Here is a 17950-nt window from a genome sequence, read left to right on the forward strand (position 1 = left end):
CTATCCTCCCTTATTTTATCGTTTTAATGTTGTTGTATAGTCCTATAAGGTTATTTATAACAGGAACCCATTCAAGTGCTGTTTTAAACGGATCAGATGGTACATAAACCACATCTCCTGGTTCAACCTTTGGAACACTTCCATTTTTCTTTATTGCATCGTTTAAGTTTACCTTTATTGCCGTACCATTTACTCCTCCTTTGTACAAGAACACAGATGATGGTGCAGCATTATCAGTAAAGTATCCCGCACGTATAACGGCTTCTAAAACATCCATTCCATCATTTAAGGAAATTACCCCAGGATTTTTCACTTCTCCCAAAACGTATGCAATATTTTGTGGGGCATCAACTATCTTCACAACATCTCCTGGTTTTACAACGTATCCCAATGCCTTTTCCACATCGTTTACATCAATTGAAACATCTTTATTTAAAATCTTTATCAATCTAAAGTTTTTATTCACATTAAAGTTCGAAATTAATTCATACAAAGTAATAGGTTTTTCAGCATAAAACATGTTTGGTTTTCCATTCTCATCAATTACGTAAATATAATTTTCCGTGTCTTTTTCAAATAAAACCGTTGCACCACTTTTTAATTTCATATTTTCATCCCATTTCACAGTAGTTGCCTCATTATCAAATAAAATCGTAATTTTCTTGCTAATTCCCTCTTCTATTCCTCCTAATTTTGCCAACAAAGTTTTTAAATCAAATTCCTCACTACTATTGAATTTTACAATTCCATCTTTTTTACCATATCCAAACACATAAACATGTCCTATTTCTTTTTCGGTCACAAAGACAAAATCTCCGTTTTCTAACTCAATATTCTTTTTACCTTCATATACATCCCTTGCATCTACCTCTGCAAAAACTTTATTTTTTCTAACAACATAAACTTTATCAGAAATAAAGTATAAATTTGGTCCTAAATAAAGACCTCCTAATTTACCAAAAAGGGTATTTAAATCTGAAGATTCCGTGTAATCTATTTTAACTGTTCCATTATTTCTTATATACCCCATCGCTGTGACGTATATTGGTTTTTTCAAAATAACGTTTAATATTGCACCGCTCTCTATTACTTCATCTTTACTAGTATCCAAAATTTTTCCATTTAATTTTATTTTCTCAATTCTTTTTAAATCAGAAACACCTGCTTTTGCTAAAACCTTGTGGAGGGTAATCTTTTCAGAATACGGAAATACAACATATCTTGAAACATCTCCTACAAGATAAACGGCATTCTCCGCCAAAGATTTTATAACAACTGTATCGTTTCTCTCTAAAACCTTATCAATCTTATTTAAAATTAAATCCTCTATTTTGTATTCTTTATCTCCAACAACGTAAATGTCTAAAATACTTTCCATATTATCTATTCCCAATTTTTTTACCAAATAAGATAAAGTTCTTGGTTCTTTAGAAGTTAAAGTAATTACTCCTCCCTTATACCCCACAACGTTAACCGTAAAAGGGGCATATATTAAATCTACTACATCTCCGCAGCTTAAACTTATTTTATCTATATCATCACTTAACTTTACCTTAATTTTCCCGTTTATGATTGCAAAACCATCGTTTATCAATTCTTGTCTATCTATTCTAGTAGGCTTTTTTGCAAGTAACATCTTTAGTGTTTTTGGCTCGTCTGGTAAAAATTCAATCTTTTGTCCTTCTGAATAAACATAAAATTCTGAGTATGTCTTTATATTGACAACTGCACCCCTTTTAAGGGATAAATCTTTTTCTAATATATCTGGTGGATAAATTCTAGAAATTTCATCTTCAATAACCTCAACTTCTTTTATGTACTTCTTTTTTTCATCGATTACTCCACCCGCCTTTGCAATTAAAAGGGACAAAGTGATATCCTCTGTATCTGAAAAAGAAAATTCTCCAGGTTCTTTTACAGGCCCAACGATATAAGCCACTTTACTCTTTTGTTTCGGGATATATATGATATCCCCTTCTTTTAGTAATACATCTACATCAAAGTTTGCACCATTGTAATAAGATTCAAGATCCACATTAAAAATTTCTTTTCCCCTTTTTATCTTTACATTTGAGAAATCAACACTGGTATTTGTAGATAAATTCAAAAATGAAACAAGTTTTGAAATGGTCATTTCAGGATCAATCGAAATATCAAATGCAACGTTTAACGCACCTTGTACGTAAACATACATAGGTGCGTATTTTTCTATATATACCGATACTATTGGATTTTTTATAATTTTTTTTATGGAATCCTTTATAATCTCTGCTATTTCATTAGTGGTTTTTCCCACAACATTTACCTGTCCAACAAATGGATATGAAATAGTTCCATCAACAGAAACAGTAACCTGCATTGGAAATTCTGGATGTTCAAAAACAGCTATATTTAAAACATCTCCTGGTCTTACAGTATAGGCTAAAACAAAAATACTAGCTATAACTATAGCTAAAATTAATAATTTTTTCATATATTTCCCTCCCAGACATTTTTTCAAGTTATATTTTATCATAGATGATATAATTTTTTAAGGGGGTGAATACTTTGGATTTACTTTACTTTAAATCAAAAAAAATATTACACACTACACACAAAATGGCAGACTGTGATGGAATTGCATCTGTATACTGGGGGTTAAAAGTATTTGGCGGCACCTATTACATTCCACCATATGAATTACGCAGCGCATATGGACTGTTAAAATATCTAAACCTTTCTTTTACCCACCCAAATGATTTTGATTACATCTTTGTATACGACACAGATAAAAGAGAAGACTTAGATATAAATCTTTCAAAACCTTATGTTATATTTGATCACCACAACAAAAGAGACCGTAAATTTTTTCAAAACGCACTCTTTAGTTATTCGATTACCTCCAGTGCAAATGTTATAAATCTGTACAACCTTTCTATAGAACTTGGAATAGAACTAGATGAAACCACACTCTTTTCTTTTGCAATTGCACTCTATACGGACACCGCAATGTTCAGAACTGCAAGAAAAAACGAATTTTTGTACTTTTCAAAATTTTTGGGAAACAAAAAATTTGAAGATATATACAAAATAATATATCAAAAAGAAATTTCACAAGAAAATTTTATATCCTCCATTAAAAATGCAAAATTTTTAAACAAAAACAACTTAAAAATATGCATCACACAATTTAAAACACACGATGAATTTTACGCATTTATAGATGGACTTTTTAACGTTTTAAACCTTGATATATTACTAGCGCTCCTTCCAGAAGGATTAAGAATCCATCTAAAAAAGAAACACGTACAAAAGATATACCATGCCCTTTTCGTACCCATTCAAAAGGAGTATAATATAAGAAGATATCAAGGAATCTGGTTGAATTTTTACGATTACAACTTACTTTTAAACGCACTAGATAACTACAAGGGAGGGTAAATTTTGTTAGTAGATTTTCACATGCATACCACTGCATCTGATGGTACATTTTCTCCAGAATCTCTAGTCAAAATTGTAGAAGAAAGAGACATAGAATATTTTTCCATAACAGATCACGACACCATTGACGGTATTAAAAAAATCTCCAAAGAAAATTTTGTTCCAGGTTTGGAAATAAGTGTAGAATACCAATCCACCCTTCACATTTTAGGATATGGAATAGATTTGAATAACAAAAAATTAATCGATACCCTTGAAATGTTAAAAAAGTATCGATTAGAAAGGAATAAAATTATAATTGAAAAAATGCAAAAAATGGGTTTTAATATAACCTTTGAAGAAGCATTAAAAGAAGCAAAGGGAACTCTTATTGGAAGGCCACATTTTGCAAGCCTTATGGTAAAAAAAGGATATGTCAACAGTCTAAAAGAAGCTTTTGAAAAATATCTAAAAAAAGGTAAACCACTCTACGAAAATAAAAAACGCTTAAATATAGATGAGGCTATCAAAATAATAAAAGAAGCAAAGGGAATAGCAATACTTGCACATCCATATCAAACTACAACAGATAATGAGAAATTAGAATCTTTAATTAAAAAACTCGTTTCTTTAGGACTAGATGGATTAGAAGTATACTATTCAAAACACACAAACATCATGATCCAAACATACGAAAAACTCTCTCAAAAATATGGCCTTGTAAAAACTGCTGGATCAGATTTTCACGGAAAAAACACGCCGGATATTCACCCCGGTATAGATGTAAAATTAAAAGACATAGAAACATTTATCAGTCGTGTTTTTTAATATTGAAATTTTTAAAAATATGTTATATAATTTTTACAAGAACCCTTATCAAGGGAGTGATTTTTTTTGAAAATAAAAGAGATTTTAAAAGCCTTAAGTTCTGTCGTTTTAAAAGTTAATTGCGATGAAGAAATGGAATTTGATTATATTTCGTCAAATTCAAAAGATATTAAAGAAAACTCACTCTTTATTTGTAGAAAAGGATTTAACTTTGATTCTCACAAATTAGTAGATGACATCTCAGAAAAAGGGGCAAAGGTTTTCGTTGTTGAAGAAGAGATAAAAGACTATCCTTATATTTTAGTTGTTGATTCAAGAATAGCAGAATCGATAATCTCAGATATTTTTTTCAACAAGCCATATGAAAAATTAATAACTTTTGGAGTGACCGGCACTAATGGTAAAACAACAACTGTACATCTATTTCACCACATAATGCATGAACTTGGTATAAAAGGAAGTATAAGTGGTACCGTCATGAACGATATTATGGGAGACAAATTTTACCATCATAACACCACACCGGGGGCTATCGAAATAACGAAAAATATGTACAAAACCGTCCGTGAAAACGGAAAGTACTATGCAATGGAGGTTTCTTCTCATGCTCTTTCACAATACAGAGTGGAAAGTATAAAGTATGATATAGTGGGAATTACAAATATAACAAGGGATCATCTTGACTTTCACCAAACATTTGAAAATTACAAAAAGGCAAAACTACATATATTAAACCTTTTAAAACCTAATGGCATTGCAGTTATAAACCATAAATTATTAAAAGATATACCAAATAAAAACATTAAAATTATCACTTTTGGCATCGATAACGACTCAGATTATGTAATTCACGAAATAAATTCAAACTGGTCTGGGATTTACTTTAGATTAGAAACACCTTATGGAGAAAAAAAAGTAGCATCACAACTCTTAGGAGATTTTAATGCATTTAACATAACACTTGTGATTGCAGCTCTATCTGAAATAGGTTATGACATAGATGAAGTAATATCCTCCATTTCCACATTTAGAGGTGTAGACGGACGCCTTGAAGTAATCTCAGAAGCAAAAAAATTGGGAATAGAAATTATAATAGATTTTGCACATACCCCTGATGCCTTGGAAAAAGTCATATTATCACTTAGAAAAATTACCAAAGGAAGAATTATAACGGTATTTGGCGCAGGAGGACAATCCGATATTGGAAAAAGACCTATTATGGGAAAGATAGTCTCAAAATATTCAGATATTTCCATAATCACCACAGATGATCCACGTGGAGAAGATCCAGAAGAAATTATAAAAGACATTGAAATGGGAATTGTTCCTGGAAGTTTAAGCCTATCAATAATCGATAGAAAAGAAGCAATTGATACGGCAATCACACTCGCAAATAGGGGAGATGTAATTTTAATTGCAGGGCGTGGTCACGAACCATATCAAGTATTCAACGAAAATTATAAAGTACCGTTTAAAGACAGGGATGTTACAATAGATATTATCTATAAAAAGATCAACAAAGGGGAAAAGACATTCAAATGATTTGCTTAAAAAACGTAAATATATCACTTTTAAAAAACTTTTTAGGAATAGATGTAGAAATTGTAAAGAAAGACAATAAATCATTTATCAACATTCCCGTGGATTGTACTATAGAAAAAGACGGAAAGATTATAAAAATTAAACTAGATAAAGAATACAAGATATCCATCACAGATGGCGATTATTTTGTTATAGATTACAAATCTTCAAAAGATTTTCACAGATATTTGTTAAATCTAAATGGGGAAAAAGGCATCTTTATATTCAAAAAATGCCTTAATACAGAAGAGTTACTCCACTTTATGCTATCCATATTTTTTATAGAAAAACTCATAGAGGAGTGATTGTACTGCATATTTTATCTTTTTCTATATCTGCATTCTTGACTTATCTATACATCAAATTTATGAGAAAAGTAAAATTAGGACAGTATATAAGAGAAGAAGGCCCAGATCTTCACAATTACAAAACAGGTACCCCAACAGCTGGTGGAATAATTTTTGTAAGTATTGCTGTAATATTTGGAATTATATACAATATCCCCTTCTCGCTTATACTCTCTTTAATATTATTTGGATTTATTGGATTTCTAGATGATATATCTAGTATCTTAAAAAAACAGGCATTGGGGCTTAGAGCTTATCAAAAATTATTTTTACAAATAATATTCTCCATATTAATCATTTCATATTCAACAAATTCTACGATATTTGGCTTAAACGTTTCAAAAATAACGTATTACGCATTTTGGATATTTACAATCACCGGTGCTTCAAACGCCGTAAATTTAACCGATGGAATTGATGGACTTGCTGGATGGGTTTGGATTACTTCCATCATACCACTTTCAATATATGCAAAAGATTTTTCAACTGTTTTTTTGATTTCCACAGTATTAGCATTCTTGTTATTCAATACCAGACCAGCAAAAATTTTCATGGGTGATACAGGTTCTCTTTCACTTGGTGCATTTATTGCAACATTCGCCATGTTACACGGTTTGGAAAAAGAACTTATATTTTCATCAAGTATATTCATAATAGAAACTATAAGTGTTATCCTACAGGTAACATCTTTTAAAATTTTCAAAAAAAGAATTTTTAAGATGTCACCTATACACCACCATTTTGAATTGCTGGGATGGAAAGAAGAAAAGATAGTAGGGGTATTTTCCGCAATAAATCTAATAATAGCACTTACAGTATTAGGCTGGTGAAAAGTTGAATATAATCATATACTTTCTTGTAACAATACTTGTATTAATAATATCCAAAAAATTAAACCTTTTTATGGACTATCCAACTCAAAGAAAAAATCATACACTTCCCACTCCACAAATTGGCGGAATAATTTTGTTTATTCTACTTGCGATATATTCCAAAAATTCAATATTTATTCTTTTATTGCTTCTTCTTTTTGGAATATTAGACGATATGATAAAATTATCCTACAAACAAAAATTTGTATTTGAATTTTTAATAGCTGTGTACTTCGTATGGAAACATAAATTAACCTTATTTGGGTATCAAAATATATTCACTGACATATTTGCAATTGTCTGGATCGTTGCGTTTTTTAATGGAATTAACATGATAGACGGATTCAACGGACTTTCAACAGGAGTCTCCATTATATACTTTTCAACAATTGGAAAATTTGATATATCTTTAATGTATTTACCTATATTCATTTTCAACTTCTATGGAAAGCTCTTTATGGGAGAAAGCGGTGTACTAATTACGGGGTATTTACTTCTTTCTTCTATATTGAAAATGGAAAATGAAATGGTATTTTTGACTATATTCTTTGGATATCCCTTCTACGAAGTTGTCGCAAGTTTTACAAGGCGAATTTTATCTAAAGAAAACCCCTTTATTGCAGACAGAAAACACCTTCATCATATCCTACATGAAAAAATGGGTAGTGCCTTTTTAGGGATTTCTTATTTACTTGCCTACACACTTACGCTTTTTCCAAGAAATTATGTAAGTATTATTTATTATCTCTCTATATCTTTATTCATTTTCTTTATACATTTTAAATTAACAAAAGAAAAATAATCAACTCCACTGTTTTACCTATTAAAAAAACAATCCCCAAAGGGATTGTTTTTATCTTTACAAAAACTTTATATGTAATTTTGTCCATAAAATTACTTTTTTTGATACACTTTCCCACCAAGATATTTATACACACTTTCTGTTAAACCTTTTAAATCGGTCTTTGCGGCGTTTTTTGAGTACTCATAAAGTAGGTTTTCTCTAAACCACTTTTCCCCAAAACTTTCTGGAACCAAAGATGATTTTGGAATAGTATCATACATCTTCCTAAAAATTTGAAAGAAAAAATTTGCAACAAATTCTTCTGAAACCTTTTTCAATTTATCAACTTTTACTTGATTAACAGATTCAACTCTCACACTATCACCTCACATTACTTTAACTTCCGCAAATATCGCACCTGCTTTGTGTAACTCCTGAATTATCCCTATTATGTCTTGAGGTGTAGCTCCCAGTGCTTTGAGTGCAGATATCAAATTGGAAATAGTAGCTTCTTGTCCCTCTATTTCACCATTTTGAATATTCACCACAAAATTCCCATAACTTAATGTAAAATCTGAAATCCTAATATCTCCTCCAAAAATGACGGTTCCCGTTCGCTCGTTGATAATCACCTTTGCAGCTTGATCTGGAACTACTTCAAGTTCTTCAATTATAGACAAAAACGTTATCAAATCATCCAAGAAAGCATCCGGTATTTGCACCTTAATAGATGCGGGATCATTTGCCTTTGCAAGCTTTAAATCAAACTTCTGATTTATAGCGGCTGCAACCCTCGCAGATGTTGTAATATCTGGATTTTGTAAAAGAATAGTTATACTGTTCTCAGAAACAATATTTGAAGGGATTTCCTTTTCTATCAAAGCACCATTTGGTATATAACCTGTAACTTTAAATCTGCTTTGCAAATTAACAGATGATTTTACTTCCACACCACCTGTTGACACTGGACCTTGGGCAACTGCGTAAACATTACCATCCGCACCGTAAAGAGGTGTTTGTATTAAAACCCCATTTTCCAAGCTTTTTGCACTTCCAAGAGACGCTACAACTACATCTAATCTCATTCCTTCTTTGTAAAAAGGTGGAATATCAGCTACAACCATAACAAGTGCGGTATTATTAGATTTTATATCACTTTCTGAGATGGGAATTCCAAAATTTTTAAACATATTTGCAAGAAGTGGAGAATTTAAAGATCCCCCATCACCAGTACCGTTAAGACCTACGACAATACCTACTCCAAAAAGTTGGTTATCTCTGGCTCCCCTAAATTTTGCAATATCTTTTATCCTTACAACCGCCGAAAATGAAATTAAAGATACTATCAAAAACGTAAAAATTATCCTTTTTTTCATACCTTCCACCTCATCTAAATAAATCTGCAATTGATGAAAGAACCAAACCCAACCAACTTCCCTCATTTGGATCATCTTCAAAAATTATCTTTCCGTTTTCCCATATCTGTGCATCCATCAAATCGGTGGAATCAACTGTATTTTTAGGCGATATAACTTCAGGATTTACCCACCCTGTTATTATAATCTCTCTTAAATCATTCCCAACCTTTATATTTTTCCTACCTTCAACGTATAAATTCCCATACTCATCTACTTTTTTCACAATTGCCGTTATTTGGAGTATAACACTTGTTTGGCTCTTATTTGAACTCTTTACTTTATCAGAATCCTTAATTGGCAAAAATTTAGATAAATCCGTTCCTAAAATCTTTGCCCCACTATTTATTGCACCTAATATCGTATTTTTAAAAGAATCCACCTCTGAACTTGTAGAAAACCTCGGTGTCTCATATACCAGTATATTTACCACATCTCCCACTTTGGAAGCCCTCTTGCTGGCTATTATATTTCCAAATTTACTATTTGGGTTATATATGGAATTTGAAAAGACAAAAATTGAAATAATCAAAAATATTATTAAAATCTTTTTCATTTTGACACCTCCACAACCCTCAACATAGGGCCTTTAACAACCAATCCGTAAACTATTTTTCCAGTATCCACATTTCTTGCCTTAATTACGTCTCCCACATTTCCACTTTCCATAGCCCTAAGCAATGCATGCACCTTTACACCTGGAAGCTCTACGTATCCAAATATTAATTGTCCTACAACCACATCCGGAATTTCTTCTAAATACTCTTCGTAAATAGGTTCACCTATTTTAAAATACTTCTTAGAAATCATGGGAAGTTTAGATATATCAACCGGTGTACCATGTAATGATAAAATATTTATATCGCTGTATACAATATCTTCTTTCTTTATTTGCTCTCCATAATTAATATTTCTCGCAGCAACAGGTATTTTCCTAATATATTCGGCTATCAAATTAACGTTAAAATATCCCCTCGTTCTACCTTTTTCCTTTAAAGAAAAACGTACAAGAAAACTACCACCAATTGATTCAATAACATCGTAATCAAAGTTATCGTGTTGTACAATTGAACCATATGTTGATACAATTTTTACAGTTGCACCATCTGGAAGCCTTGAAAGTACCAATTTTTTTGAAAGTTCTTTTGCAAAATCCTCTGTCAACGTGGCAGTCGTACTTTCATTTGTTAAAACAGGCGGAAAATATACTTTTATATAACCAAAAGTAGGAGTAGCCTCAATTTGAGTGGCTACTCGAGACAATCTTTGCAAAACATACTTTACATTTACATCTAATGTCGTATCTTCTGGGATATACGCAAGGGTAATATTTTTTAGCGATGTTGCATCAATACCAGTAAAAGTTGCAGCTACATCGTATACAGTAATAGAATTAGTGGTTACCGTTGAAAAATCTAAAAACTGTATAAACATAGAAAACGAAAAGAAAGGTAAAAGCAAAAAAAGAAATATCACACGTTTCATTTTAAATATCTATCTCCTTTACTTGAAGTGCATGTCTAAAGATAAATTCTTTCCTACTCTCAGTGTCACTACCCATAAGCATTTCAAAAAGTTCATCTGCTTCCTCTGCATCCTCAATCTGCACTTTCAAGAGCTTTCTATTTTCCGGATCCATCGTAGTTTCCCAAAGTTGCTGCGGGTTCATTTCACCAAGACCTTTGTACCTTTGTATCTCAATTTTTTTATCTTTTATACTTTCTTTAAAATCTTCTAATTCTTCATCACTGTAAAAATAGTACGATTTTCTTCCCATATTAACTCTATAAAGAGGTGGTTGTGCTATGTAAATTTTACCATCATCAATTAACTTTCTCATATACCTGTAAAAAAGGGTTAAAAGTAAAGTCCTTATATGTGCACCATCAACATCTGCATCGGTCATTATAATTATCTTTCCATACCTAAGCTTTGAAGTATCAAAATCATCTCCTATTCCCGTTCCAAGTGCTGTTATTATATCCCTAATCTGTTCATTTTTTAATAACTTAAGCCAACCACTTTTCTCAACGTTCAAAATTTTTCCCCTTAACGGCAAAATAGCTTGAAAATTTCTATCCCTTGCCTGTTTTGCGGATCCTCCAGCAGAATCACCCTCAACTATAAACAACTCGGACTCTTCCATTTTCTTTGTTATACAATCTGCCAACTTTCCAGGCAATGAAGAACTTCCAAAAACACTTTTTCTTTTTATCATTTCCCTTGCATGCTTTGCCGCTTCTCTAGCTTTTTTTGCTTCCAAAGCCTTTTGAATTATTATCTTTAAAGTACTTTCCGAATTATCAAAATATTCCAAAAGTTTTTCCCTAACAACCTTTGCAACTGCTTCTTGTACCTCTTCATTTCCAAGTTTTGATTTAGTCTGTCCTTCAAATTCTGGAGTTTTAGACATCAACACACTAACAATAGCAACAATACCTTCGCGCACATCTTCCCCTCTTAAAGTATCTTTTTTCAACTGACCCGTTTTCTTTCCCAATTCATTCACAACACGTGTAAATGCGGTTTTAAAACCCGTAACATGTGTACCACCATCAACCGTTCTTATGTTATTTACAAATGAATAAATCTTTTCAAAATCTGATGCAGTATATTGAAAACATACATCAACCTTTATACCATTGTATTCCCCAGAAACCAAAATAGGTTCGTGCAAACTCTTTGCACCTTTACTTAAATAATTTACAAATTCTTTTAAACCACCTGTAAAGTGGTATGTTTTTTCTATATTTTCCCTTTCATCTTTAAAGACTATTGTAACTTGTGGATTTAAAAACGCAAGTTCCCTTAACCTTATTAAAATCGTATCAGAATCAAATTCTACAGTGGAAAAAATTTCTGAATCTGGTTTGAACCTTACAATTGTTCCTCTTTTTTCGGTATTACCAATTATTTTTACTTCAGTTAGTGGTACCCCTCTTTGATACTTTTGATAGTATATTTTACCTTCTCTATGCACTTCTACTTCCAGCCACTCTGATAATGCATTTACAACGGAAGCACCAACACCGTGTAATCCACCACTTACCTTGTAGGAATCCTTCGAAAATTTTCCACCCGCATGTAATGTGGTCATTACCACTTCTAGCGCACTTTTACCCGTTTCAGGGTGGATATCTACAGGAATTCCCCTACCGTTATCTTCTATTTCAACGCTACCATCTTCAAAGATAGTTACATAAATTGTATCACAATATCCTTGTAAGGCTTCATCTATACTGTTATCCACTATTTCATATACCAAATGATGAAGGCCTGCCTTTCCTGTTGAACCTATATACATTCCAGGTCTTTGCCTTACAGGTTCAAGACCTTTTAACACTTTTATATTCTGCGCATTATAATCCATTTTAATGCCTCCTCTTTTTTATTATTACCTTTTTCACATAATCTTCTCCTAACTTTTTATTCATGTTTTCACGTATTTTTTCCCTAAAAAATTGCAATTCAATAGCATACATCTCATCACATTCTATATAAAGATTTCCTCTGTTAAAGTAAGTTACCTTACAATGCTCATTAAAAGGTACACCAATCACTTCTTTAAAATGATCCCTTGAAATAGACGAAATATACAATTTTCTAAAAAGAGGACTTTTTTTGGAAAGCTCTTTAAAAACTTCCGCTAATTTTTTCATTAATATACTCCTCAAAAGACTTGGAAAGTTCTTTGGAAAGAGATGTCTCAAACTTATATTTTCCTAAGTAATTTACAGGCACAATCCCACCACTTGTATGAGTTAAAAAAAGCTCATCTGCAAAAAAAAGCTCTTTTAACTCTATCTTTGTTTCTCTTACCAAATATCCCATCTCTTTTAACATTTCTATTACATATTTTCTTGTAATCCCCTCTAATACTCCGCTTTCGATAGAAGGCGTATAGACCATACCATCTTTTACAAGAAAAATGTTTGAAAAACTTCCCTCACAAACAAAACCCTGACCATTTAATAAAATAACATCATAGTTTTCGCCTTTGCGCTTTCTTGCAAGATGTAAATCTGCTCTCCCCAAAGATTTAAAATTTGGGGGAATCGATATAGGATCCGCATGCCTAATTTTTGAAATATCTACTTTTACATCCAAAACTTTCTTTTTTTCAAAATACTCACCAATAGAATATAAAGTAACTCCGTTGTTTACAATTCCATATATCTTAATTCTATCAAATTCTAATTTATTCTCCACTTCACATAAAAATTGCTTGTATGAAATCTTTTCCCCCAAATAACTTAAAGAGCCTAAAAACCTTTTGTAATGCTCTTTAACTGCAAACGGCTTTCCATTATACACCCTCAAAGTCTCATACACAACTATCCCATTTAAAACTTTATTGACTAGAAAGCTTTCGGTCATATATTCTAGAAATCACTCCTCCATCTGTAACCGTCATAACAGTTACCTCCTCAAAATTTCCAAAAGTTCCCTTCGATGTTTCATGTAATACATAGTACTCATCATACCCCGTAAATATTTTATTTCTACAGCTTTCTATCAAAACCTTTGCCTGTCTTCCTATTAACCTTTTTCTATATTCCTTTGCCACTTTCTTACTTACTTTTTCAAGTTCAATAACTCTCTCTTTCTTTATATTTCCAGGTACCTTATTATCCATCTTGGACGCCAGTGTATGTGGTCTATCAGAATATCTAAACGCATGAACTTTGGAAAACATTGAAAAATTAACCACATTCAGTGTATCTTCAAAGTCTTTTTGTGTTTCACCGGGAAATCCCACCATTATATCCGTAGTTATTGAAAAACTCTTATCCTCTTTTCTTAATTTTTCAACAAGATTTAAATAATACTCTCTGGTATAGTTCCTTCTCATCCTTTCTAAAACGTTATTACTTCCACTTTGAAGAGGAATGTGTAAATGATTACAAATTTTTTCTTCATTCACAATGAATTTTATCAATTCATCGTCTATATCTTCTGGATTTATAGAGCTTAACCTTATTCTAAAATCTCCCTTTATTTTTACAACGTTCGTTAGAAGTTTTAAAAGTGTGGTATCTTTATCTTTTCCATACTTTCCAAGATTTAATCCCGTGATTACAATCTCTTTATATTCTTTATTTACCATTCTCAATATCTCACTTACCACAAGTTCTATGGGTTTACTCCTTATCTTCGTGCCTCGCGCATATCTAATTGCACAATAACTACAAACATTTGTACATCCATCTTGCACTTTTATGAAAGCACGTGTCCTTTCAGAAAGCGAAGAAAACACATACTCTTCTTCAAGATCATCTGCCTTCCAATAGGTTTTATCAACAAAAACACCAACATTTCCTATTAAACTTTCTATGTTTTTCTTTTCCTTATTTCCCACGATCAAATCTACTTCTTCATTAGCCAATTCATCTGCCGCAATTTGAGGATAGCAACCTGCAACAACAATTCTTGAACCTGGAAATTTTTTCTTTATACGCCTTATTTGTTGTTTTATCTTCCTTGTAGCCTCATTTGTCACAACACAGCTATTTATAACAAACACATCAGATTCCACTTCTCCACTCACCACTACATAACCTTCATTTTCAAGTTTCTCGGTCATAAGTTCAGATTCATATTGATTTAACTTACAGCCATACGTAATTATACTAACTCTCATCTTAATCCTCCCTACTAACTGCGTCCAAAATCCTCATTCTAGTAATAATACCAACTAATTTGTCGGAATTATCCACCACAGGAAGGATTTTCAAACTATGCCTTATCATTAAATCAGCTGCATGTAAAAGTGGTGTATCTTCTTTTATTACAATAGCAGGTTTTGTCATAACTTCCGATACAGATTTATTGGAAATTTTCTTTAAACTCCTCACAAACTGGTTTAAATCCGGTATAAAAGACGCGGTCTGTAACAACGAAAAATAACTAGGTAATGATGCCCTTATTATATCGTTTTCACTTATAAACCCAACAACTTTGTAGTCTTCATTAACCACAGGTACACCTGTTATTTCTTGTCTTGAAAGTATTTTTAAAACTCTTGATACCGACTCATCTTCTAAAACCGCAGTTATATCTCTTATGTAAAATTCCCTTACCTTCATTCTACTCCACCCTTTCAATCTTAAACATTGTTAATGCCTTTTCTATATCTTCAAATTTTGGTGGAACTTTCGCTTTATACCATGTCTTTGCAAGTACAGCTGCATATCCAAATTTTGCAATTTCGATAAGATCTTCTGTCTCAAAACATTTATACACCATAGCAGCCATATAGGTATCCCCAGTTCCCAATAAATGAGCATGGTCTATTTCAACAAGTGGTTTTATAAACCAAACTCCATCAGATGTCACAATAATATCGTAATCTATCTTGTACGAAAGAACCGCCATCTTTACACCGTACCTTATTAATTCTTTTCCACCATCAATATAATCCTGTTCGCTTTCTAATTCTTTACCAAAGAGCACTTTATCTTTCCTGAAATCTGGTCTAATTATACAAGGAGCATCTATCTTTATCGATTCCCTTGAAATTTCATCCCTTGTTTCCCAAAAAACTCTTTTTCCGTGTTTTTTTGCTATCTTTGTCAAATCACCATAGAATTGTACTGGTACTCCCTGAGGGATACTCCCAGAAATAACAACTGCATCAGAGGAAGGTACTATCAAGGTATACCTTCTTAAAAAATGATTTATATCCTCAATAGGTACCCTCGGACCTGCGGAATTTAGCTCAGTAAGCGTGTGATTCTCCTCATCCACAATCACTATGTTTTCCCTTGTTTCATTTTCAATATGTACAAAATTCGTTGTTATTAAATTTGAAATGTTCCGTAGCTCAGATAAAACTATGTCTCCTACATAGCCTCCAATAAAACCTGTAACAATAGATTTTACGCCAAATGACGATAAATCAATCGCAACATTTATGGATTTTCCACCAGGTGACATTCTTGAAAATTCAGGTTCTAATCTATGGAGTTTATTTACTGTAAAATTGTTAATATAAAACTCCCTGTCTAATGCAGGATTCAAACAAACGGCAAGGACTGACAAAAAAATCACCTCACAATTGTATAATCTTTTGGCTTTCCCTCAAATTCAATTTTACCATTTTTCATTGAAATTAACAAATCCGATAAAGGAAGGAAACGCTTAAAAAAGCGCGTGGCAATTATTAACGATTTTTCGTTTGAAACTACGTTTTGCTTTAAAATTTTAGAAACAACCTGCAAGTGATCATCATCTAAGTGGTCTAATATGCAATCTAAAATAACTATCTGAGAATTTTTCAGGTATGAGACAAAAAGAAGAGTTAATATCTTCTCCAAAACATAAAACGATGACAGGCGTGTCTCAAAACCGTTGGGAAGTGATTTTAAGATACCAAAATCATCCAATATTGAAAGATAACTATCAAAAGAAAGCAACTCCTCATCTGTAGCCAGTTCCAAAAATTCACCAAAAGTTAAATAATCTAACGCCTCAAAGAAGTTCGTGTCAATGTATAAAACCTTACTCCTCAAATCCTTTACATCATACTCAAAAAGGTCCTTTCCACATATATTTACACTTCCCACATACCTTATATCATTATACACTTCTTCATTTAATCGTGCAAAAGAGCGCAAAAGGGCAGATTTAGAAGAACCACGGGGTCCATAAAGTACCATAATTTCGCCTGTATTTAAAGAGAAATTAATGTTTTCAAAAAGCGGGATATTATTTGAATAGGCGGAAAAATCAATTACTTCAAGATTTTTCTTTTCCATTTTTTCCACCACTACTCACCATATCTTTCAATCTTTTTTCCAACTCCTTTTTCGCTTCCTTATTACCTGAGGAGGTTAATTTTATAAGCTCGATCTGTGATAATATCTTAACGTTCTTTGCCATACTACACCACCTCCGCTACAACATCTCACCTCTATTTTACACCTTTTTTATTAATTTTACTTTTAAGTGTTTTTACATTTTTTCAAAGAAAGTTACGGTTGAGTGTGAATTTTTTCTCTACCAAAACAAAAACAATCACAAATACTACATCTTTAAAATAGAATATTTATCCAAGATTAATACTTTAATATTTATTTATACTTACAAATTTTAAAATAAATGGGCACACAATGTGCCCATTTTACTTACTTAATTTGAATCCTTTTTACCTTAACATCGCCCAAAGCCTCTGTTTCAATCCGTTTTGTTCCAACTATACTTTTACTTAACACAGATATCAAATAATTCCCCGCTATTATATTTTCATCACTTGATAAAATGTCTCTATTTTCTATCCACTCTTTATCAAGCATATCATCCAGCCAAACGTTAAATTTTGCTGCATTGAGTTTATATGTATAAAGTACAATTTGACCTTTTAGGTTTTTTTGAATTTCGGCAAAGTTTTCCTGTAAATCCTTTTTTATTTTGAGGTTAATAGTTACCTTTTTTCCATCAAATGTGTATGTATAATCAAACATATTTGTATCAAGTACCACACTATTTATCTTTGAAAGCTTTTTTTCTACCCCAACTTGCCTATTAGCCAATACAATATCAAAGCCATTTATCTTTCCACTAACGTATACATCCTTTCCATATGGGTCTTTTATTTCAACTAATGTTTGAATATTTACTACCTTATCTGTGGAATTACTCACACCTCTATTAAAAATACCACAACTACTCAAAATAACTAGCAACGCTATACCTAAAGTATATATTATTTTCTTCATAAATTTT

The 17950-nt window shown here is 31.9% G+C and carries 20 protein-coding genes; 6 read left to right on the forward strand and 14 right to left on the reverse strand.

Annotated elements, in window-relative coordinates; genetic code table 11:
* Positions 1-10: 10 nt before the first annotated feature.
* Positions 11-2473 (reverse strand): polysaccharide biosynthesis/export family protein, encoded by a 2463-nt coding sequence (locus XJ44_RS03780; RefSeq protein WP_077198100.1) that lies wholly within the window; start codon positions 2471-2473, stop codon positions 11-13.
* A gap of 74 nt (positions 2474-2547) precedes the next feature.
* On the opposite strand from XJ44_RS03780, the gene XJ44_RS03785 reads away from it, so the two are divergent.
* The 6 genes from XJ44_RS03785 to XJ44_RS03810 all read left to right on the forward strand — a co-directional run bounded on the left by XJ44_RS03785 (position 2548) and on the right by XJ44_RS03810 (position 7829).
* Positions 2548-3420, forward strand: a complete 873-nt coding sequence (locus tag XJ44_RS03785; protein WP_077198101.1) for a DHH family phosphoesterase — start codon at positions 2548-2550, stop codon at positions 3418-3420.
* A 3-nt stretch (positions 3421-3423) separates the two neighbouring features.
* The gene (locus XJ44_RS03790) at positions 3424-4227 is read left to right on the forward strand and encodes a PHP domain-containing protein (RefSeq protein ID WP_077198102.1); all 804 of its coding nucleotides are present in this window, start codon (positions 3424-3426) and stop codon (positions 4225-4227) included.
* Positions 4228-4293: 66 nt separating this feature from the next.
* The gene (locus tag XJ44_RS03795; protein WP_077198103.1) at positions 4294-5769 is read left to right on the forward strand and encodes a UDP-N-acetylmuramoyl-L-alanyl-D-glutamate--2,6-diaminopimelate ligase; all 1476 of its coding nucleotides are present in this window, start codon (positions 4294-4296) and stop codon (positions 5767-5769) included.
* Positions 5766-6113: a hypothetical protein gene (locus XJ44_RS03800; RefSeq protein WP_075665719.1), complete on the forward strand. Its 348-nt coding sequence runs from the start codon at positions 5766-5768 to the stop codon at positions 6111-6113. Before XJ44_RS03795 ends, XJ44_RS03800 begins: the two co-directional genes overlap by 4 nt.
* A gap of 5 nt (positions 6114-6118) precedes the next feature.
* On the forward strand, positions 6119-6985 hold the full coding sequence (mraY, locus tag XJ44_RS03805; RefSeq protein ID WP_075666699.1) for a phospho-N-acetylmuramoyl-pentapeptide-transferase: 867 nt from the start codon (positions 6119-6121) through the stop codon (positions 6983-6985).
* Positions 6986-6989: 4 nt separating this feature from the next.
* Complete coding sequence (locus XJ44_RS03810; RefSeq protein WP_077198104.1) at positions 6990-7829, forward strand: glycosyltransferase family 4 protein; 840 nt, start codon at positions 6990-6992, stop codon at positions 7827-7829.
* Positions 7830-7921: 92 nt separating this feature from the next.
* On the opposite strand, the gene XJ44_RS09195 is transcribed toward XJ44_RS03810, so the two are convergent.
* The 13 genes from XJ44_RS09195 to XJ44_RS03870 form a co-directional block, all read right to left on the reverse strand.
* Positions 7922-8188 (reverse strand): rod-binding protein, encoded by a 267-nt coding sequence (locus tag XJ44_RS09195; protein WP_077198105.1) that lies wholly within the window; start codon positions 8186-8188, stop codon positions 7922-7924.
* Positions 8189-8197: 9 nt separating this feature from the next.
* Positions 8198-9187, reverse strand: coding sequence for a flagellar basal body P-ring protein FlgI (locus XJ44_RS03820; protein WP_075665722.1), 990 nt, complete (start codon positions 9185-9187; stop codon positions 8198-8200).
* A 10-nt stretch (positions 9188-9197) separates the two neighbouring features.
* The gene (locus XJ44_RS03825; protein ID WP_075665723.1) at positions 9198-9782 is read right to left on the reverse strand and encodes a flagellar basal body L-ring protein FlgH; all 585 of its coding nucleotides are present in this window, start codon (positions 9780-9782) and stop codon (positions 9198-9200) included.
* The gene (gene flgA, locus XJ44_RS03830; RefSeq protein WP_077198106.1) at positions 9779-10711 is read right to left on the reverse strand and encodes a flagellar basal body P-ring formation chaperone FlgA; all 933 of its coding nucleotides are present in this window, start codon (positions 10709-10711) and stop codon (positions 9779-9781) included. The genes XJ44_RS03825 and flgA overlap by 4 nt, the downstream gene beginning before the upstream one ends.
* A gap of 1 nt (position 10712) precedes the next feature.
* Entirely contained in the window at positions 10713-12596 is a 1884-nt protein-coding gene (gene gyrB / locus XJ44_RS03835; protein ID WP_077198107.1) for a DNA topoisomerase (ATP-hydrolyzing) subunit B, read from the reverse strand.
* Position 12597: 1 nt separating this feature from the next.
* Complete coding sequence (locus tag XJ44_RS03840) at positions 12598-12885, reverse strand: DUF721 domain-containing protein (protein ID WP_077198108.1); 288 nt, start codon at positions 12883-12885, stop codon at positions 12598-12600.
* On the reverse strand, positions 12860-13603 hold the full coding sequence (locus tag XJ44_RS03845; protein ID WP_077198109.1) for an aminotransferase class IV: 744 nt from the start codon (positions 13601-13603) through the stop codon (positions 12860-12862). Before XJ44_RS03845 ends, XJ44_RS03840 begins: the two co-directional genes overlap by 26 nt.
* A complete protein-coding gene (gene mtaB, locus XJ44_RS03850) occupies positions 13578-14867 on the reverse strand; it encodes a tRNA (N(6)-L-threonylcarbamoyladenosine(37)-C(2))-methylthiotransferase MtaB (protein ID WP_077198110.1) in 1290 nt (429 codons plus the stop codon). The genes XJ44_RS03845 and mtaB overlap by 26 nt, the downstream gene beginning before the upstream one ends.
* 1 nt (position 14868) lies before the next feature.
* Positions 14869-15312, reverse strand: a complete 444-nt coding sequence (locus XJ44_RS03855) for a CBS domain-containing protein (protein WP_077198111.1) — start codon at positions 15310-15312, stop codon at positions 14869-14871.
* 1 nt (position 15313) lies between these two features.
* The gene (locus XJ44_RS03860; protein WP_077198112.1) at positions 15314-16267 is read right to left on the reverse strand and encodes a 1-phosphofructokinase family hexose kinase; all 954 of its coding nucleotides are present in this window, start codon (positions 16265-16267) and stop codon (positions 15314-15316) included.
* Positions 16268-16272: 5 nt separating this feature from the next.
* A complete protein-coding gene (locus XJ44_RS03865) occupies positions 16273-16983 on the reverse strand; it encodes an ATP-binding cassette domain-containing protein (RefSeq protein WP_232218222.1) in 711 nt (236 codons plus the stop codon).
* On the reverse strand, positions 16964-17107 hold the full coding sequence (locus XJ44_RS09315; RefSeq protein WP_172799329.1) for a hypothetical protein: 144 nt from the start codon (positions 17105-17107) through the stop codon (positions 16964-16966). The genes XJ44_RS03865 and XJ44_RS09315 overlap by 20 nt, the downstream gene beginning before the upstream one ends.
* Before the next feature lie 245 nt (positions 17108-17352).
* Entirely contained in the window at positions 17353-17943 is a 591-nt protein-coding gene (locus XJ44_RS03870; RefSeq protein ID WP_077198113.1) for a hypothetical protein, read from the reverse strand.
* Between the last annotated feature and the right edge of the window lie 7 nt (positions 17944-17950).

The sequence above is a fragment of the Thermosipho affectus genome, from assembly GCF_001990485.1.
In the GTDB taxonomy this organism is placed as follows: domain Bacteria; phylum Thermotogota; class Thermotogae; order Thermotogales; family Fervidobacteriaceae; genus Thermosipho; species Thermosipho affectus.